General features: G+C 54.5%; 19 protein-coding genes and 2 pseudogenes. 13 read left to right on the forward strand and 8 right to left on the reverse strand.

All coding sequences use genetic code 11. The annotated features are described in order from the left end of the window. Positions 1–64 precede the first annotated feature (64 nt). Positions 65–1,573, reverse strand: coding sequence for a 5-carboxymethyl-2-hydroxymuconate semialdehyde dehydrogenase (hpaE, locus tag AC2FI9_RS20950; protein WP_496770468.1), 1,509 nt, complete (start codon positions 1,571–1,573; stop codon positions 65–67). A 3-nt stretch (positions 1,574–1,576) separates the two neighbouring features. Continuing rightward, a complete protein-coding gene (locus tag AC2FI9_RS20955; RefSeq protein WP_496770470.1) occupies positions 1,577–1,975 on the reverse strand; it encodes a 5-carboxymethyl-2-hydroxymuconate Delta-isomerase in 399 nt (132 codons plus the stop codon). Between the two features lie 106 nt (positions 1,976–2,081). Here AC2FI9_RS20955 and hpaR point away from each other — a divergent pair, with 106 nt between their 5' ends. Then, positions 2,082–2,522, forward strand: coding sequence for a homoprotocatechuate degradation operon regulator HpaR (gene hpaR / locus AC2FI9_RS20960; protein WP_058281156.1), 441 nt, complete (start codon positions 2,082–2,084; stop codon positions 2,520–2,522). A gap of 33 nt (positions 2,523–2,555) precedes the next feature. Here the strand turns inward: hpaR and AC2FI9_RS20965 are convergent, their stop codons facing one another. Both AC2FI9_RS20965 and AC2FI9_RS20970 read right to left on the reverse strand, forming a co-directional pair. Beyond that, complete coding sequence (locus AC2FI9_RS20965; protein ID WP_496770472.1) at positions 2,556–3,908, reverse strand: aminotransferase class III-fold pyridoxal phosphate-dependent enzyme; 1,353 nt, start codon at positions 3,906–3,908, stop codon at positions 2,556–2,558. A 35-nt stretch (positions 3,909–3,943) separates the two neighbouring features. Next, positions 3,944–4,723, reverse strand: coding sequence for an IclR family transcriptional regulator (locus tag AC2FI9_RS20970; RefSeq protein WP_496770474.1), 780 nt, complete (start codon positions 4,721–4,723; stop codon positions 3,944–3,946). Between the two features lie 108 nt (positions 4,724–4,831). Between AC2FI9_RS20970 and AC2FI9_RS20975 the strand changes: the two genes are divergently transcribed. Genes AC2FI9_RS20975 through AC2FI9_RS21000 form a run of 6 tightly spaced genes read left to right on the forward strand, consistent with a single transcriptional unit; the run spans position 4,832 to position 12,304 of the window. Continuing rightward, entirely contained in the window at positions 4,832–5,761 is a 930-nt protein-coding gene (locus AC2FI9_RS20975) for a tripartite tricarboxylate transporter substrate binding protein (RefSeq protein ID WP_496770476.1), read from the forward strand. Between the two features lie 56 nt (positions 5,762–5,817). Next, complete coding sequence (locus AC2FI9_RS20980; protein ID WP_108859824.1) at positions 5,818–6,354, forward strand: tripartite tricarboxylate transporter TctB family protein; 537 nt, start codon at positions 5,818–5,820, stop codon at positions 6,352–6,354. A 9-nt stretch (positions 6,355–6,363) separates the two neighbouring features. Continuing rightward, positions 6,364–7,896, forward strand: coding sequence for a tripartite tricarboxylate transporter permease (locus AC2FI9_RS20985; protein WP_472724804.1), 1,533 nt, complete (start codon positions 6,364–6,366; stop codon positions 7,894–7,896). Between the two features lie 7 nt (positions 7,897–7,903). Beyond that, on the forward strand, positions 7,904–9,388 hold the full coding sequence (locus AC2FI9_RS20990) for an aldehyde dehydrogenase (RefSeq protein ID WP_496741489.1): 1,485 nt from the start codon (positions 7,904–7,906) through the stop codon (positions 9,386–9,388). Positions 9,389–9,416: 28 nt separating this feature from the next. Next, the gene (locus tag AC2FI9_RS20995) at positions 9,417–10,652 is read left to right on the forward strand and encodes a Tm-1-like ATP-binding domain-containing protein (RefSeq protein ID WP_496770478.1); all 1,236 of its coding nucleotides are present in this window, start codon (positions 9,417–9,419) and stop codon (positions 10,650–10,652) included. Further along, positions 10,649–12,304: a sulfatase-like hydrolase/transferase gene (locus tag AC2FI9_RS21000; RefSeq protein ID WP_496770480.1), complete on the forward strand. Its 1,656-nt coding sequence runs from the start codon at positions 10,649–10,651 to the stop codon at positions 12,302–12,304. The genes AC2FI9_RS20995 and AC2FI9_RS21000 overlap by 4 nt, the downstream gene beginning before the upstream one ends. A 461-nt stretch (positions 12,305–12,765) precedes the next feature. Here the strand turns inward: AC2FI9_RS21000 and AC2FI9_RS21005 are convergent. Then, positions 12,766–12,969: pseudogene (locus AC2FI9_RS21005) on the reverse strand (transposase); the annotation flags it as partial. 430 nt (positions 12,970–13,399) lie between these two features. Between AC2FI9_RS21005 and AC2FI9_RS21010 the strand changes: the two are divergent. The 5 genes and pseudogenes from AC2FI9_RS21010 to AC2FI9_RS21030 all read left to right on the forward strand — a co-directional run. After that, positions 13,400–14,335, forward strand: coding sequence for a hypothetical protein (locus tag AC2FI9_RS21010; protein WP_496770482.1), 936 nt, complete (start codon positions 13,400–13,402; stop codon positions 14,333–14,335). Position 14,336: 1 nt separating this feature from the next. After that, the gene (locus AC2FI9_RS21015) at positions 14,337–14,609 is read left to right on the forward strand and encodes a hypothetical protein (protein WP_496770483.1); all 273 of its coding nucleotides are present in this window, start codon (positions 14,337–14,339) and stop codon (positions 14,607–14,609) included. Positions 14,610–14,627: 18 nt separating this feature from the next. Further along, positions 14,628–14,993 (forward strand): MafI family immunity protein, encoded by a 366-nt coding sequence (locus AC2FI9_RS21020; RefSeq protein ID WP_496770485.1) that lies wholly within the window; start codon positions 14,628–14,630, stop codon positions 14,991–14,993. 320 nt (positions 14,994–15,313) lie between these two features. Continuing rightward, the gene (locus AC2FI9_RS21025) at positions 15,314–15,622 is read left to right on the forward strand and encodes a hypothetical protein (RefSeq protein ID WP_496770487.1); all 309 of its coding nucleotides are present in this window, start codon (positions 15,314–15,316) and stop codon (positions 15,620–15,622) included. Between the two features lie 203 nt (positions 15,623–15,825). Then, positions 15,826–16,149: pseudogene (locus tag AC2FI9_RS21030) on the forward strand (DDE-type integrase/transposase/recombinase); the annotation flags it as partial. Between the two features lie 179 nt (positions 16,150–16,328). On the opposite strand, the gene AC2FI9_RS21035 reads toward AC2FI9_RS21030, so the two are convergent. Genes AC2FI9_RS21035 through AC2FI9_RS21045 form a run of 3 tightly spaced genes read right to left on the reverse strand, consistent with a single transcriptional unit; the run spans position 16,329 to position 17,687 of the window. Beyond that, a complete protein-coding gene (locus AC2FI9_RS21035) occupies positions 16,329–16,823 on the reverse strand; it encodes an NAD(P)-dependent oxidoreductase (protein WP_496770489.1) in 495 nt (164 codons plus the stop codon). Between the two features lie 29 nt (positions 16,824–16,852). Next, positions 16,853–17,209, reverse strand: coding sequence for a VOC family protein (locus tag AC2FI9_RS21040; RefSeq protein ID WP_496727550.1), 357 nt, complete (start codon positions 17,207–17,209; stop codon positions 16,853–16,855). Positions 17,210–17,249: 40 nt separating this feature from the next. Next, the gene (locus tag AC2FI9_RS21045) at positions 17,250–17,687 is read right to left on the reverse strand and encodes a VOC family protein (RefSeq protein ID WP_496770492.1); all 438 of its coding nucleotides are present in this window, start codon (positions 17,685–17,687) and stop codon (positions 17,250–17,252) included. Between the two features lie 107 nt (positions 17,688–17,794). On the opposite strand from AC2FI9_RS21045, the gene AC2FI9_RS21050 reads away from it, so the two are divergent. Further along, positions 17,795–18,499, forward strand: coding sequence for a helix-turn-helix transcriptional regulator (locus tag AC2FI9_RS21050; RefSeq protein WP_496770495.1), 705 nt, complete (start codon positions 17,795–17,797; stop codon positions 18,497–18,499). Positions 18,500–18,932: the final 433 nt, after the last annotated feature.

Consider the following 18,932-nt stretch of genomic DNA (forward strand, 5'->3'; position numbering starts at 1 on the left):
AGATGTGCGCGCGTATCCTAACTTTTTACGAGCGGTACCTTGTCCAGACGTCGCTCGAGAGGCGTTACTTTCCCAACTGCATAATCTTGTGCTGACCAGTGGCAAAGCCCACGTGTTTCTGCTCCATATAGAAGTCAAAGCTCCAATCACCGCCGTCGCGACCGATACCTGACGCCTTTACCCCGCCAAAAGGCGTGGGCAGGTGGCGAACATTTTCCGAGTTCACCCAGATCATCCCAGCTTCCAACTTATCGGTAAAGCGCAGGGCACGTGTAAGGTCGTTGGTCCAGACATAGCCGGTTAACCCATAGGGCGTGTCATTGGCGATCTGCAGCGCTTCTTCTTCGGTTGAGAATGGAATGGAAGTTAGCACGGGGCCAAATATTTCCTCTCGCGCGATGCGCATGTCGTTGTTGGCATTGGTAAACAATGTCGGGCGTACGAAAAACCCGCCATCACCAACCTTGACCCCACCGGCCGCGACGGTCGCACCATCCTCTTTTGCGATGTCAAAGTATGAGGTCACTTTGTTGTAATGCTCCTCGGTGACCAGCGGGCCGATCTCGGTCTCAGGGTCCAAGGGGTGCCCGACCTTGATGTTGTTCACACGCTCGACCAGTTTGGCCTCGAATTCTTCCTTGATAGTGTCCTGCACCAGCAGCCTCGAGGACGAGGTGCAGCGCTCACCGTTGATCGAGTAGATCATGAAAATCACCGCATCCAGAGCCCGGTCCAGATCGGCGTCATCAAACACGATAACGGGGTTCTTACCGCCGAGTTCCAGGTGCATCCGCTTGAGCGTATCGGCACCCTGCTTTGTGATGATGCTGCCTGTCCGGCTTTCTCCGACAAATGCGATGGCTTTGATCAAGGGGTGCTCTGTCAGCGCCTTACCGGCATCAGGGCCAAAACCGTTCACGGTATTCAGCACGCCCTTGGGCAGCCCTGCCTCTTCAGCGATTTCCACCAACAGGCGGGCGGACAAAGGTGAGTCTTCGGCTGGTTTGTGGACCACGGTGCAGCCAGCGGCCAGAGCGGGCGCGATTTTCCAAGTCGACAGCATGAAGGGCGTGTTCCACGGAGTGATCACACCAACCGGGCCGATAGGTACACGAGTGGTGATATTCATTAACGTCGGCGATTTCAGGTGTTGCCCGTCGCGAGCCTGCACGACTTGATCCGCAAAGTAGCGAAAATTCTCGGCACCGCGCAGCGCCGCCTTGGACATGAACCGCAATGTCTGACCCGTATCCCAACACTCACACAGCGCAATTTCTTCTGCCCGGGCTTCGATCGCATCGGCAACGTTCAACAGGATCCGGCGGCGTTCGGTGGCGGGCATGTCGCGCCATTCAGTAAAGGCGGCATGGGCCGCTTTGACCGCTGCGTCGATATCGTCGGACGTGCCGTGTGCAACGTCGCAGATCACTGATTTATCCACCGGAGAGGTGGATTGGAAAACGCCCGCTGCGCCATCCCGGTCTTCGCCTGCGATACGGTTCTTGATGCCCGTTTCTTTGAACCGGGCCAGAAAGCCTGCCAGTTTCTCGATATTCGTATCCAGTACGCTCATGCGTCAGGTCTCCTGCTTTGTCGCAGCCAAATGATTCCGGATTGTGCCGGTCTTGGGCGAAAGGTCTGGGTCGATGTCACGCATCTCTAGTGAAAGCGCGATAGAGTGTTTCGAGAAGGCCGGTTCCAGATACGCTTCAACCGCGTTAAAGATACGCTGTGTGGCGTCCTTCTTAACGTCGTCAGGACGGCCAGCGCGAAGGCGGATTGAGATGTCCACAAAGCCATGCTTGGGATTTCCATCCGCAATGGCAAAATAGTCGACACGCGTGGCGCGGACGCGAATTCCCGGCATTGGAAAAGCTTCAATCCCCGCAGCGGTGTCTCGTATGCATTCGCACAAGCCACCGATGTCGACCCGATCGTCCAGATTGCCGGAGTATTCGACGTGGAAGTGTGGCATGACCTCTCCTTTACTACTTAACATGTTTAGTAAATTGCATCGCGACCGTCAAGAACTTGCTTTGTTAATCTTTGCAATTCCTGAAATGGCGTTCTAGAAGGCTGGAATGAACCGACAAAGCCATACCACGAGAACCTCTCGCGCTCTTCCGATTGCCCTGCTGCGCGCACGCGAAACCGTTATGGCCCCAATTCGGGATATGCTGCAGGGGATACAGCTGACCGAGCAAAAGTGGCGTATCCTTCGTGTTCTGGACGAAATGGGCGAAGTGGAACAAAGCACTATTGCAAATGAGGCCTGCCTTTTGCTTCCCAGCCTGACGCGAATTCTACGCACGATGGAGACTGATGGGCAGATATCCCGCCGTCAGGGCAGCACAGACAAGCGCCGCACCATGGTGAAGATCACCGATGAGGGGCGTCAAATTCTTGAAGAGAACCTTGCGACTTCGCTGGCGATTCACAATACGATCGAGGCGCAAATGGGGCAGGAAAAAATCGACAACCTACTGGATCTACTTGAGGAATTGCAGGCCGTAAAGGTGTGACCCCGACCTTGAAGACCGGGGCCAGCGTGATCACTACAGTCTCGCTAGTCCTGTATCCAGAGCGGACAGGATCTTGGCTACGTCATCAGACGTGATGACCAGCGGCGGAGACAATATGATGTTGTTTCCAGATACACGGACCATGACGCCATCTTCATATGTTGCTTTTTGAACCTGCAGCGGAAAATGTTTGGCAATTGGCGCCTTGGTCGCACGGTCCGAAACCAGCTCGAGCGCGCACATCAGACCTTCACCCCCTCGCACGTCACCGACTACGTCGTATTTGTAGGCCAGTTTTTTCAACCCGGCAAATAACTCATCACCCCGTGCAGCTGCGTTTTCCCATACCCGCAGGCGGTTGATCTCGGCCAGCGTGGCCAAGGCTGCGGCCGCGCCAACCGGGTGCCCGGAATAGGTGTAGCCCTGATCGACAGAAGCTCTGCCGGTAGTGTCGCTTTCGAACACCTCCGCAACCGCGCCAGAGATCATTGCCGCGCCGAATGGGAAATAGCCGTTTGTGATGGCTTTGGCCGTTGTCATGATATCGGGCTGCACCCCCCAATGTCGCGCGCCACTTTCGCTGCCTGTACGCCCAAAGGCAGTAATGATTTCGTCCGAAATCAGCAGAATTCCGTGCTTTGAGCAGACCTCACGCACCATGGGCATAAAGCTCTTGTGCGGCGGGATCACTCCGCCTGCGCCCAAGATTGGCTCCATAATAAATGCGGCGACGGTGTTTGCACCCTGGAATGCGATTTCGGCCTCCAGCGCTTTTACGCAAAGCTGCGCAAGACGCTCGGGGTCCGTCTCATCGAACGGGTTGCGATAGGTCCAGGGCGCGGGCACGTGGAAACAGCCCGGCATCATCGGCTCATAAGCCGCACGGAACTTCTGATTGCCATTGACCGAGGCAGCCGCGAAGTGGGTGCCGTGATACCCCTGTTTCAGGCTGATGAACTTGGTACGGCCAGCCTCGCCTCGAACTTTGTGAAACTGACGTGCAAGTTTCAGCGCGATCTCAACGGAATCCGATCCACCTGAAGTAAAGAATGCACGGGTCAATCCGTCAGGCGCAAAGAACTGCGCCAGCTCATAAGACAATTCGATCGCCTTGTCGTTGCTGGTGCCGCGAAAGGTTGAATAATAGGGTAGCGCGTTCAGTTGATCGGTGATGGCCTGCTTCACCGGATCACAGGAATAGCCCAGATTGACGTTCCATAAGCCACCCACTGCATCCAGCGCCTTGTGACCATCTACATCAATGATGCTGACTCCTTCACCTCCGGTCAGAATGGTCGGCGGGTTTTTCTGGCTGTCTGCCGGGTGCGCCATTGGTTGCCAGAAATGTCGGGCGTTGTTTTCTTTCAGAAAGTTGGAGTCTTTCATGTAGCGTGTCTCCGGAGATTTAGTCCGCCCGTCAATCATGGGTGGAATTCGGTTGGAAAATTTTCGGGCATCTGGCCGCCAAAGTTTGCGGTCAGTTCTTTCGAAAGGGTGTGGAGTGAGGTCAAAATCAACGGCTGCCGCGCGCTGGTTGCACGAATTTCGGGAACGGCAATCGCAATGGTTCCAATCGCGATCTGATCAATACCGAAGATAGGCGCCGCATATCCGAAGACACCGTCTTCAAAGCTGCCATTACTATTGGCCCAGCCCGCCTGGCCGATTTGTGCAACCCGGTCACGAATAATCTTTGGGTCTGTCATTGTTGCCTCGGTAAATCGGGTGAGTGTGTCGGATTCCAAGCGTTCCAGAAGGAAAGCGGGACCGAAGCTCAGCATGCATAATCCCGAAGCAGTCGCGTTGACCGGAATAATTTCGCTAGGGTCGAGACTTACGCGAACGCTGTGCTGCGTGGTTTCAACCACCAACGCGGTTTGTAGAGTGTCTTTTTCAAGCAGCGTAAGGTGCAGACTCTCTCCAACCTCATGCATCGCGGCCTGCATTTTCTGGCGTGCACCATCAAGGCCCGGCTTGGCAATTTCGCGCAGGGCGGCCAACCGTAGAGCAGCTGGTCCGATGGCATATGATTTCGTCTGCGGATTCTGCTCGATCAGGCCGAACTCTTCCAGTGCCCGTAAGTGGCGGAGGGCGGTCGCCTTGTTCAAACCAGCCAGGCGCGCAATGTGACTCAGCCCGATTTCCGGCTGAGAGCTTGAAAAGTACTCTAGCATTTTCAAGGCATTAAGTGCGGTGCCCATGTGTTTTGCCTCCTCTCGGTCAGGTTATACTTGACAGAAATAACTTAACAACGCAACATTATTATTGTTAACGCGGTTCATTTATTGAACCACTAACGGGAGGTGTCAATGAAGAAATTTCTAGCAACCGCCGTCTTTGTAGCGTCCGCAACCGCTGCACTGGCAGAGTATCCAGAGAAACCGGTAACCTTCGTGGTTCCATGGCCTCCGGGCGATCTTGAGGACGTGCTAACGCGAATGATCGCGGACGAATTTCAAGCCATGTACGACGTCCCGGCCGCGGTCGTGAACAAGCCCGGCGGCGGCGGCGGTCCGTTCCCAGGTGCAGTCGAAGTCGCCGCCGCCCCAGCGGACGGATACACTATTGGTTCTTTCGTCATTGGCGTTCCCGTCATTGGACCGGAAATCGGTATCCCTGAACTGAACCCGAACCCGTTCGATCCGATCGGTATTTTTCTGACTTACCCGTTCGTAATCGCATCCAGCAAGGATGCGCCGTTCTCGAACTGGGAAGAACTGGCGGAACACGGCAAGGACAACGATTTGGCGCTTGGTCATTTCGGCTCGGTCTTGCCGCCCACGCAGGTCACCTTTGCTGCTGCTGTCAGCAGCGGATTTGATTTTGCAAGTGAAGCAGCCTTTGATGCGTTGGATTGCAACACGCTGGCATCGGGTGACGTAGACGTCATCAACACCACGCTTCAACTTGTACTACCTTGCCTGGATGACGTGAATATTCTGGCGAGCATTGGCGGCGAGCGGATTTCGCTGATCCCCGATACGCCGACGATCGTCGAGCTCAACCCGGATCTGCCGCTGGCATTGTGGAACGGCCTGTTCGTTCACAAGGATACACCACCCGAGGCACGCGAAAAAATCACTGCAGCAGCACAAAAGGCGGTGCAGTCGGACAAGGCCAAGCAGCTTGCTGAGGAAACCGGTGCTCTGATCTACTGGCAGGACCCAGACGCATCCAACGCTCAGATTGAGCAAGACAAATCCTCTTTCGCTAAGATTGAAGAAATCCTGGGCGAGTAAGATCCAGATTGGGCGTGGGGCACTGCCTCACGCCTCTTTCAGGTTGGGAGGAAACGATGATTGCAAAGACTTTACAGGACATGTTCAAAAGATATCGCCGACCCGGCGATGTCGTTTTCGCCGTACTGTTTCTGGCATTCGCGGTGTTTCTTTTGTCCCAGCTGGGTGATCAGACCAAGGTCGTCAAACGAACCAAATGGTTCGCGCAGCCGGGTCTTTGGCCCACAATTGCAATCTGGTGCATGGTGGTGTTCGGGTTTCTGCATTGGCTTAGCTCGGCCTTGTCAGACCGGATCAGCGGCCGATGGACCGAGGTCGGGTTCTGGGTTCGGTCGTTCGAATATGTTGCCTATTTCCTGATCTATGTGCTGGTGGTTCCGCAGCTAGGATATCTGCCCTCAACCATGTTGTTCGCAGTCTTCCTGACCCTTCGTGTAGGGTTTCGTGGTGCAAATGCTATCGGAATAGCTGCGTTGTTCGGCTTTGTGGTCACCATCGTTTTCCGTGGCTTTCTTCAGGTCAAAATCCCCGCCGGAGCGGTCTATGAATACCTTCCGGATTCCGTGCGCGCCTTTGCGCTGACCTATCTGTAAGGGGCCACTATGGAAACGCTTCTTTCCGGTATTTCAATCCTGCTACAATGGCAGGTAATCGTGGCCCTGCTGATCGGTTCGATCGGCGGCGTCATCATCGGCGCTTTGCCCGGCGTGGGTGCGGCGGTGGCCATCGCAATCCTGTTGCCTGCCACCTTTGCGTTCGAGCCCATCGTAGGACTAACCCTGTTATTGGGTATCTACGGCTCGTCCATGTATGGCGGAGCCATTCCCGCGATCCTGATCAACACCCCCGGCACAGCGGTGAACGCGCTGACCACTTATGACGGATATCCCATGACCAAACGTGGGCAGGGCCACCGTGCGCTATCTCTGGCGTATTCGGCCTCGTTCTTCGGGGGCGTGTTTGCGATCATCTGTCTGATGGTGTTGTCACCAGTTCTGGCCCTTGTCGCCCCACATTTCGGCAGTCGCGAGATTTTCCTGGCCGCGCTATTGGGCATCATTCTGGTTGTGCTGGCCCACCGGGGGCAGATTTTTGCCGCTGGTATGCTGGCGGCCTTCGGTATTTTTCTGAATTCGGTGGGGCTGGAGCCCGTGAAATACACCCGCCGGTTCACCTTTGATCAAAGTTGGTTGGCTTCCGGCATTGATCTCATTGTGGTCGTGCTGGGTCTGTTTGCGATTAGTCAGGCATTTCTGCTGCTATTGGAAAAGAACCACGCGCCAGGCGACACCCATGTAAGTGGCAATATCTTTGCCGGTCTCAAAGAACTCCTGGGCGTGAAACGCGTTGCTACCGTGTCCTCAAGTATCGGTGTGTTCATGGGCATGGTGCCGGGCACGGGCGAGTTTACATCGCAATTTTTGTCCTACACCTATGCTCAAAAGACGTCAAAGAACCCAGAAAAGTTTGGTGATGGTTCACCCGAGGGACTCGTAGCGTCCGAGGCAGCGAACAACGCCGTTCCAGGCGCTGCGATGATTCCTCTGCTGGCTCTGGGTATTCCTGGCGAGGCGCTGACGGCAATGATGCTTTCGGTGTTCTATGTCCATAACGTGATCCCCGGACCGCAGCTATTCGAAAACCAGATGGATTTTGTATTGGCCCTGTATATGGCGCTGATCCTGCTTAACGTGATCGTTCTAGTGTTCCTGCTGTTTTCGACGAACCTGCTGCTGAAGATTATCCAGATCCCGACCCGGTTCCTTGGTGTCATGATCCTGATACTTGCCTTCGTGGGGGTCTATAGCCTGCGCAACTCGATCACAGATTGTGCCATTGCTGCCGGGTTCGGGGTTTTTGGGCTGATCCTAAAACGGCTGGACCTGCCGATTGTTCCAATCATTTTGGGCATGGTTCTTGGCGGGATTATGGAAACCAAGCTGCGCAGCGCAATGGCACGGGTCAAAACGCCGCTCGACTTCATCGACCGGCCCATCGCGGCCGTTCTGTTTGGCCTGATCGTTCTTATCCTGATCCTGCACTGCCGAACGCTGTATTTCGAATTCAAAAACAAACTGCGGCCGGAACCTACGATGCAACCCGTGGATTCCGATAATCCGAACCAGCAAGGATAAGCGACCTATGGATCAACTTGCCATCGATGCGCTACGTGGTCAGCCCGTACCGCCACGGAGCCTTCTAATTGATGGGCGTCACGAGGCCGCAGCGGCAGGAGGGCAACTGGATGTCATTTCTCCAATTGACGGTCAGGTTCTAACTCAAATTGCCGAGGGCACCCCCGCGGATATGGAGCGGGCTATTGCGGCGGCCCGCACGGCGTTTGAAGACGGACGCTGGTCGCGGGCTGCACCTTCTGTACGCAAGAAGGTGTTGTTGAAACTGGCCGATCTGATTGAAGAACACGCTTTGGAACTGGCCGTTCTGGGCGTGCGGGACAACGGCACTGAGATCAACATGGCCATGAAGGCCGAGCCGATGTCGGCTGCGGGCACGTTCCGCTATTATGGCGAGGCCATAGACAAGATCTATGGTCAGATTGCGCCCACAGCTGAAAATGTGCTGGGTCTCGTGCATCACGCGCCTGTCGGCGTTGTCGGGGCGATTGTGCCGTGGAACATGCCGATGATGATCGGTGCGTGGAAGATCGCGCCGGCGCTGGCGGCGGGCAACTCGGTGGTGTTGAAACCTGCGGAATCGGCCTCGCTATCACTTTTGCGATTAGCCGAATTGGCGCTTGAGGCAGGTGTGCCGGACGGTGTCCTGAACGTCGTCACAGGCAAAGGCAGCGTGGTTGGTGAAACACTGGCCCTTTCGATGGATGTAGACATCATGGTTTTTACCGGCTCGGGCGCTACAGGGCGGCGGCTTCTGGAGTATTCCGCGCGCTCGAACTTGAAACGCTGCTACTTGGAGCTTGGCGGAAAGTCCCCCAACATCGTGTTCAACGACGCCCCCGATCTCGCGCAGGCGGCCAAGGTCTCCGCCGCAGGTATTTTCCGAAATTCAGGTCAGATTTGCGTCGCGGGATCGCGCTTGCTGGTTCAGGAGGATATTCACGAAGATTTCGTCGCCGAGATTGTCAAACTCGCGCAGGCCTTCCGCGTCGGCGATCCGCTGGACTTGAACACACAGATCGGGGCAGTGCACTCATTGCCGGAATTGGAAAGCAATCTGGATTTCGTCGCCCAAGCCGAAGCGGAAGGTGCTGAGCGCCGTGCCGGCGGTGACCGCATTCTGACGGAAACGGGCGGCTATTATATGGCCCCCACTGTAATGAACGGGGTCAAACCTACCGACAATCTGTTCCGCAATGAGGTCTTTGGTCCGGTTCTGGCCGTGACACCGTTCAGGGACGAAGATGAGGCACTGCGCCTGGCAAATGACAGCGTTTATGGATTGGCCTCGGGCGTGTGGACTGCAAACCTGAGCCGTGCACATCGCATGGTGGCGGGCATCCGCTCTGGCGTCGTACACGTCAATACTTATGGCGGCGCGGACGGCACAGTGCCCTTGGGTGGTGTAAAGCAGTCGGGCAACGGTCACGACAAGTCTTTGCACGCAATGGAAAAGTACTTCGATCTGAAAACAGCCTGGATTCAGTTGTAAGACAAAAGCCTGCGAGGAGAAGATTACCATGGGCGAAAAGACTATCTTGCTGATCGGCACCTATGACACCAAAGACCCCGAGATGCGCTACATCGAAGAATGCATCACTGCGCAGGGTGGCAACGTGCTGACCATGGATGTCTCGGTTCTTGGGGATCCGACCACGCCCACAGACATTTCCAAACATGATGTGGCCGCGGCCGGTGGTATGACCATAGATGAGGTGATCGCGCTCGGTGACGAAAACAAGGCTTTTCGCGTGATGTCGCGGGGCGCAGCAACGCTTGTGGCGCAGGTCTACGCCGAGGGCAAATTTGATGGGATGCTCGCAACTGGTGGCACGATGGGCACCGATCTGGCGCTGGATTGTGCGCAAGCTTTGCCAATGGGTGTGCCGAAATACATTGTCTCCACCGTCAGTTTTTCACCGCTGATTCCGCCACACCGTTTGGCGCCGGATATTCAGATGATCCTGTGGGCCGGCGGGCTTTATGGTATGAACTCGGTTTGCCGCTCATCGCTAAGCCAGGCCGCAGGCGCTGTTCTAGGCGCAGCCCGCGCCGTCCAGCGCCCCCGGCGAGATCGCCCGATGATCGGAATGACCTCGTTGGGCTCATCCTGTCTGCGTTACATGAAAACTCTGAAACCCGCGTTGGAAGAACGGGGATACGAAGTGGCCGTGTTCCATTCAACGGGCATGGGCGGTATGGCATTTGAGAAACTTGCGGGTGAGGGCGCGTTCTGCTGCGTAATGGATTTCTGCATGCAGGAATTTGCCAACATGCTTGCAGGTTCGTTGGTGTCCTCGGGGCAGGACCGGCTGACAAATGCCGGGCGCGCAAGCGTGCCGCAAATGGTGGCCCCAGGCGCGCTGGATCTCTTGGATTTTGCGGGTTGGCAGGACATTCCCGACCAATATGCCGACCGTCCGTTCCACGAACATAATCGCCTGATCAAAAGTGCGGTGTTCAATGCAAGAGAGCGACGGGCCGCTATTCGAGAAATGGCCGGTCGTCTGAAACAAGCCACCGGCCCAACCCATTTTTTCCTGCCCACCGGCGGTGTTGAGGAATGGGATCGCGAAGGCCAGGAAGCGCATGACCCGGAAGCGCTTGCCGAAATGGTTGACGAGGCCCGCAGCGTGATGCCTGCAGTTGCACCAACTACGGAAATTGACGCCCATATCAATGACGACGCATTCTGCGATGCTGTACTCAAACAGTTCGATAAATGGATGAATGAAGGGGTGGTTAAGACGACATGACCAAAAAAGCCAAGAACATCCTGTTTATCATGTTCGATCAGCTTCGGTTCGACTACCTGAGTTGCACTGGGCATCCAAGTTTGAACACGCCTCATTTGGATGCGCTTGCGGGCAAGGGAGTGCGGTTCTCCCATTGCTATGTTCAATCGCCCATCTGCGGTGCCTCAAGGATGAGCTTTTACACAGGGCGTTACGTGCACAGCCACGGCGCCGCCTGGAATAATTTCCCGCTCAAGGTCGGAGAGGTCACTCTGGGCGATCATCTGCGCGAACGTGGGATGGATAGTTGGTTGATCGGAAAGACGCATATGAGCGTGGATCAGGCAGGGATGGACCGTCTGGGCATTTCGCGCGACGGAGTGATCGGAGCGCGTGTCGCGGAATGTGGTTTTGATGTTTTCCTACGTGATGACGGCTTATGGGGTGAGGGGCCGCAAGGCTTTTATGACAAAAGACGTTCACCCTATAACGAGTATCTGAAAGGGCAGGGGTATGAGGCTGAAAACCCCTGGCAGCACAATGCCAATGCCGGGGTTGATGAAGACGGTGGTGTCGCTTCGGGTTGGTTTATGCGGCATGCTGATAAGCCTGCAAACATTAAGGAAGAAGATAGCGAAACGCCATGGCTGACGGGACAGGCGATTGAATTTATAAAAACGCAGGATGCAAATTCCGCTGGGCCATGGATGTGCCACCTGTCCTATATCAAGCCGCACTGGCCTTACATTGTTCCAGCGCCGTATCATGACATGTACGGGGCAAAAGATGTTTTGCCGGTGGTCCGTTCGGATAGCGAACTGCAGAATCCACACGCTGTCTATGAAAAATTCATGAAGAACGAAATCGGCCAAACCTTTAGCAAACCGGGCGTGCGTGAAAAGGTGATACCCGCCTATATGGGGCTGATCAAACAGGCTGATGATCAGATGGGCCGCCTGTTCAATTGGCTAGAAGAAAATGGTCATATGGATGATACGATGATTGTCGTGACTTCCGACCATGGGGACTACCTCGGTGATCATTGGATGGGTGAAAAGGATCTCTTCCATGATCCGTCGGTGCGCGTTCCTTTGATCATCTATGATCCGTCACCAGAATCAGACGCAACACGTGGCACTGTTTGTAGCGCGCTAGTCGAAGGTATTGATCTGGCAGCAACATTTGTTGATCTGGCAGGTGGCGATGTCCCGGATCACGTTATCGAAGGCCGCTCGCTACTGCCGTTCCTGTATGGCCGAACCCCCGCGGCATGGCGCGAATATGTGGTTAGCGAATATGATTACTCCGCCACGCCCGAAGCCGCGGCTTTGGGCCTTGACCCCAAACAGGCACGCCTGTTCATGCTGGCGGACAAGGATTGGAAATTCATCTTTGCCGATGGTGGGTTTCGCCCGTTATTATTTGACCTGAAAAACGACCCTAAAGAGTTGAATGATCTCGGTGCCGACTTGGGCCATGCCGAGGTTATCAACATGTTCATGAAGCGCTTGTCAGAATGGGCGCGCCGTCCATCGCAACGTACAACGGTTTCAAATGACACGTTGCTGAAGAAGCGAGACGGGAGTGCGGCCGACGTCGGTATTTTTATCGGTGTTTATGATGAGCGTGAATTGCCCTACGATGTAATAGAGAAAACGATCAGGCGCCGGTGAGACTTACTGGGTTTTGTCCGCTGTCCCGACCTCCAAATGGATTGCGATTTTGCGGTCGCAGCTAAAGTCCAGAAAGCGGGCTGCGACCACAGCATTTGAAGACTGTGCTCAAGGTCGTGTGTGGGTGGCACCTGCATTGCAAGTGTTTTCTGTGTTGATGGCGGCGGTCCGTCAGTACTGTCGTGTGTTCGGCCTGTTCACGCAGCCAGTGTATTTGGCCGCCGGCCGTGATGAGTTCCGCAAGCAAGGTTCCTATCGGCTAATCGACCTCGATTGGGGCCGCGACATTGGTCGGAGTGTCCTGGCTTTTGGTTGACTTAAGTCCGATCATCACATCAAACGTCTTGCATCTCTGGGCAGGTCGGCCTTGTCAGGCGGTCGGCTGCCGGTATTCCTGTTGTTTTGTCAGCATCACCCAGATTATCCAGGCGCTCTGGATGCTTCCTGCCCATCAGCGCCCGCGACGTCATGCCGGTGATCAAGAGTTTTCGGATGTATCGGTCGCCTTTCTTAGTGATCTTGCCTAACTTTTCCTTTCCGCCGCTGGATTTGTTGAGCGGCGTCAGCCCCAGCCAGGCTGCAAGGTCGCGGCCGGTCCTGAATTGCTTAGCATCACCGATGTTCGCCACAACGGCGGAGGCGGTAACCCCAGCAAGAGAAAGCATAGTGTGTTTAATGCTCAGGGTGATGATGCGCTAGCTTTGGTCGATGAAGCTTGGAAAAAACGCGGAGCACCTGATCCAAATGATCCATTAGCATATGTGGTCCCAATGGGTCGGACGATAGGAACGGCTGGCGAAACCAATATTCGGATTGTTACTATGACCAGAAACGGCAGCGAAATCAGGACAGCTTATCCATGGCCCTAAAGAAACATTGGTGTCCAAACTGTGATCAAGGTTGGGTTGTGCCAGTTCGAATAAAATCTACTGGGCAGATCGTCTATGTATGCGAAGAATCTGAAGAGACTTGGTTGTCAGAGGAAGACATTATGCCAAGCCCTTGGTCGGAAGTTCCGAAGCAAGGTCATTACTGTTATCTCAATAATCTGATGGAGGCAGCGGGCTTAGGCGCGACTGAATACGAGGGTCTTGTATGGCTAGAGGTGGAGTGAATGTGCTCTTTCGCCTAGTTCAAGCTTTCCTGATTTTGCTGTTTACAGTCTTTGGAGCAAGTTCGGCTTGGGCTATGCCTGACGGCTGGTCTGAAATCTACTATCCGGTCGCTGTCAGCTACGACGATAGTCGACCAGGTGATCTTGCATTTGCGGCCAGAGCACCTCCCCAAGAGCTAAATCACGTGAGCGCGAGCTCTCCCGCCATTTTTGATCCTGCAGCAGTAGGTTGGTTCGGCCATGCTTTTGGTACGGCCAATCAATCGATCAACCTCGGCCATTTGACCCGGCTCGCCGGGCCTAATGTAGCGCCTACCGGCGCACTGAACTCAGTAAACTATCACGCTGTGGCGTTGGATGTTTCGATCGCAGGTGCTCATCTAACGAACGTGAGCAGTAAAGGCGCGCTGCACCGCTGGAGTGTTGCAGAGGAAGTATCAGCGTTTTTCCACTCCACAATTGCCACAAATAAGGGACCGTTGCCACCGCGTGTCGATATTTCTGATGACCTAAATCGTATCAATCGATCTGATGTTGATGCTCAATACCTCTACCGAGACCCTGATGCTGGTCATGGAATCGAGATTACGCTTAAAAATGGCTCCTTGGAATTCAATGTCGCAGCGGGTGGTGATGCGGCGGCGCTCGGGTCAGGGACAGACATGTTCAATAGTGCAATGCTTCGCCTACAACGTGATGGGGTAAAGGTTGATAGAGTGCAAGGTGTGTGGATTCCAGGTACGGGCAGCGATAACTATTCGCAGTTCATCAATAATGTGAATTCAGGTATGACTCGAACTGACGCAGCGAGGAATACATGGACTGGACGCATCGCAGCCAGCCATGGCTATTCGGAAGTTGTTGAGACGACCAGGCCTGGTAGTAACGTTATCGATTTTGAGTTCGTGAGGCCGTAGTATGAAACGGAACTGGGCAAGTAGAGTTGACGATGGCGCTAAACCGTCGGAGCTTTTGTTAGAAGTACTGGAAATTGACCCTAGTTTATCAGGAGGCCAACTTGCTGGGTTTATGATGGAAGAATTTCCAGGCATTTACAGGCATGCAGGGACTTTTGTATCCCGATGGATTCGGCCAGGTGCAACTACTACTCACGGCCTAACCACAGCAGATATGGACGAGCGTGTGCTCGAACTGATTGCCGAATGGAAAGCCATGCGTAGAGACAATTAAAGGGTGTAAACCTGAGGCTTGAGTATTCTTCGCCAAATTATTGGCTTGATTACTACGATGCTGCTCTCGATTTTGAGTGCGGCGGCTATGCCGATGGTACCATCAGAGCATATCCGAAGTATTGACATGGAAAACGCAATTCAAAGAGCAACTGTATCCCTCATTCAGCAGTTTATAGGTCGGCTAGACGATGAATGGCTGGACGACTATCAATCGACTGCTGAACACGGCGAATGGGGCGTAGCATTCGAAAACCTGTGTGAGCAGCTGTTTGAATTCGACGTTTTGCCAGACGAGCAGGAATTTCAAACAATCTGCGAGATTGGTGAAAGCATGAAGATCGATCCACAAAGATGGAATTTTCTTGCCCCCCAAAAAAATTGAGTATGTTCGGCCAGTTGCGTCATATCATCGGCTTGGTCGTTGCAGTGTTGATCACCGCTTTCGTCCGCGTTCCACTCGGAAGATGCAATGTTGCGTGCGGATACCGTTATGAGAGGGCAACCACTTCAAGACGCAATAGCCGCAAACCCGACCGCTAATACTCATAGGTTTACATTTGACGTTGGCGAGGACGTTGGCAGAGGGTATCGACGCATTGGATCAGCTAACCCAAACAATGTCGGGCGAAATGGGCCACCGGAAAGGGTTGATGGACTAACGCACGTCCAAGTCGCAGTGGAACGAAATCCAACAACAGGGGAGTGGGAAACAATAACAATGTTCCCATCGCTACCATGATGAATTACTCGCAAAAGTTTCCTAATCTGACACACCTACTTGATGTAGCTTCTATCGGCTTAACAGAGAACGAGCTGAAAGGTCTTGTTAAGCGTGAGACAGAGCGTCACTCAGCTTTGAGACTCGAAATCATTAGTTCCTTTGAAGCCCCCAGCTTCTCTTGGAGGGAAATATTGAACCACCCTGATGTTGGTGAGGTTTATGAGGCAGAAACAGATGAGGAAGCACGTGAGTTCGCAATAAAAATGTTCTTAAAACCTGCAACAAGCTAACGGCCCTTGACCCAGTCCCTGGATCCGGGCCGTTAGGCTGTAGAATCCGTTCCTTTTTCTTTATCAAGGACTTCTTTGTTCCACGCACCATTGGCAGCGTCATCTTTGAAGTTGGCACCGCAGGTGCAGGTACACTTATCAAATTCGGTGGCAAAACTTGCCTGCGCGTCGGTGACAATCTCCTGGCAGCAACCGCAGATGGTGCGGGTGAGGTGAACGGTCTACCGCGCAAGATCGTCATCGACAAAAGTGGAGCCAATACAGCTGGCATCAAGGCGATCAACAAGATGCTCAAAAGCTATGGCTGCCCGATCCCGATCGAATTGGTCAGGCAGAAATACCTCAATAACATCATTGAGCAAGATCACCGTTTCATCAAACGAAGGATCAGACCCATGCTGGGATTCAAATCTTTCGCTTCAGCCGCATCTGTCCTGGCAGGCATAGAACTGGTCAACATGATCCGCAAAGGCCAATTCACACCCGGCCTCCGTCCGTTTCAGCAGTTCGCCCAACTGGCAGGGTAAACCGCTCACCAATTCCACTAATGCTCTGCCATCTGAAAAGTTTGCGACGGAACCCACGCCGTATGCCGCCCCTTGGGTCTCAGGGTCCGAGATGGCATCAATCAGGAATTGTGCAAGTGCCAACAGGGAAACTGCTGTTCTGTTTTCGGGAAAAGCATCTCTTTGGGCACGGTATGCCGTCACACCGGGTTTTTGAGAAATCCCGCGCGGGCCGAGGTCCAGTTTAGGCCAGAGTTCTTCAAGATATCCTCCATGCGATCGGCGCTGCGTACAACGTTCGGCACAACGAAACGAAGGAGCTTTCCGAGCAGCGTTTGGTCTGGAAATAGCAAAGCCGTTGAAGTCACCAAGACCCGCTTGAGTCTGGTCGCCGACGCCGCTTTGACGATGGCGTAAAAAGATCGGAAATACACAGAAGTGGCGGCTTTTGTTGGCAGCTCACCGCCCAAGGCCGAAACAACGGCGCCGTGGTCGCGAAACACTGATGCGAGAAACTCAGGATCAGAGTGATCACCGACCACCACGTGCAATCTTGGGTGTCGTAGATCGGGCGTTTTGACTGCAGAACGAACGACCGCTGTGACCTCCATGTCCCGTGCGTGCACAGCTACGAGCACAAGCTTACCTGTCCGCCCATTCGCGCCCAAAAGAACGAGTTTCAAAGTCTTCTCCATTCAATCGGAAAGTGCGTTTGCGACCTGCATTAGGCGGAGAGGCAAATCTTGTTGCTGTCAAGATCCCTGACGTAGGCCGAGAAGCGCGGTCCACGTTGGTTCGGTTCGCCTTCGCTCGTGCCACCAAGCTCGATGGCCAATGCGTGCAGCCTTACGACCTCTTCAGCCGACCCGACGCTGAAGCCGACCATGGTTCCGTTGCCATTCGTGGCGGGTTTTTCGTCGAACGGGATGGCAGCTGCAAAGGCAAAATTAGGTCCGAGCCAGTAAGTCATTCTGTCGGTGGGCGAGACGCGCTTTAGGCCTAATTGACCAAAAAGCTGGTCATAGAAGTGCGTTGCGGCGGCCATGTCGTTGGTACCGACGACGAAGTAGTTCATTTGCATGATGGGATGTCCTTTGAGATTGCGCTGAGTCTTGTGAGCGTCACTGACCGGTCAGTCTGAAAAACTCGATCAGCTGACCGTTGGGGTCGGTGATCTTAAGCAAGTGGATGCCCGGCTCTTCGATGATCTCCGGCGCGGTCACACCGGCAGAGGTGGCGCGGGCGTGCAAGACCTCCAGATCGGCGGATTGCAGGTAGGGAACCGCGCCCGAACCTGCCTCGGACCCCGGTGCGTACTTGTCCCGTGACACGATTGCGAACCAGCCACCAGCCACATCGAACGCCACGAATTCGGGTAGCCCGATTGTCGGTTCACTGTCGAACAGGGCGCGGTAGAAGGCCTCCGATTCCTCCATGTTGTCGGTCGGCACATAGACGCCCATGGCCATGATCGGCGCAGTTCCCCGCTGCTCCGCCGACTCCGCAACGAGTGCTGTTGGCATAACAGCGGCGAGGGTTAGAGCAATGAAATGTCCCATCTTCTGATCTCCATTTTATAATGTTTTTCCTGCATCTACCGCGCCTATGCTGACAGCGTGTTGTCAGCATATTGTCAGTATGCTCTGTTTCATCGAAAGGAGATCACATGAGGCGCGGCGACAGGCTATTTGAAGTCATCGAGATCCTGAGACGTGCCAAAAGCCCGATCTCTGCCCAGTCTATTGGTGAGGAACTGGGCGTGACCAAGCGCACGGTGTATCGCGATGTTGCAGCGCTGATCGGACAGGGCGTACCAATCAATGGCGAGGCCGGGGTCGGCTATGTGTTGGAGCCGGGCTTTCATATGCCACCGCTGATGCTGACCCCGGACGAAATCGAGGCCGTTACGCTTGGCATGCTGTGGGTCCAGACCCGAGGCGAACCCGAGCTTGCGCTGGCGGCTGAGAAGCTAATCACCAAGCTGGAAGCTGTCGCACCTGACAAGTACCGGACGTCGTTTCTTCAGCCGGCCGTAAGCGTTGCGCCCGTCGCGCAGCCGGTTGAAGTACTCGGCGCCGCGGCCATTCGTCTGGCCATTCGGCGCCGCCAAAAAATAGCTCTGAAATATTCGGACCACTCAGGCCAACAAACTCGTCGTGTGATCTGGCCCATGCTGCTGGGTTATCGGGACACCAGTCGCATCATCGCTGCATGGTGTGAGATGCGAGAAGGCTTTCGTTACTTTCGGACAGAACGGATCATTGAGGCGGAGGTCCTCGAAAACAGTATTCCTCGGCGAATGGACCTACTTCGCGCAGAGTGGCGTAATGCGACGGATGCAGAACGTAAGCGCTATGAAGAGGGGGCATAAGACAAGGGTTGCCGAAGGACCGCATTGGGGAAGCAGCAGCGCAGCGGAGCGCTGCTTAAGCAACGACAGGATTTGGCCGTCAGTTGGATCAACAAAAAAGCGTTAGGGGCAATGCTGTGCTCGCTCCGAGGGCAGTTTCGAGCCAAAGCCGTTACCGCTGAGGCACTGGATGCGCTGACCAACTAGATTACAGCGGCCATTGAAGAGAATGTTGGGCCAGACCAAGTCTTGGTGGCTACATTACAAAAAGACTGAGAAACATCGAACGCCTCTACCTAAAGACAAGCCCAAAAATACATTCGGTGTCCTCTAGTTAGTACCGTGTGACCTCGACTGCGACTGCAGCAAATACCACGCCAATCAACAGAGCCTTTGTATTCATTGACGGACGGCTGGGTAGTTTAACCCGAAGAGACAGGGCTATTATCACACC

This window comes from Ruegeria sp. CDSA246 (assembly GCF_059611225.1).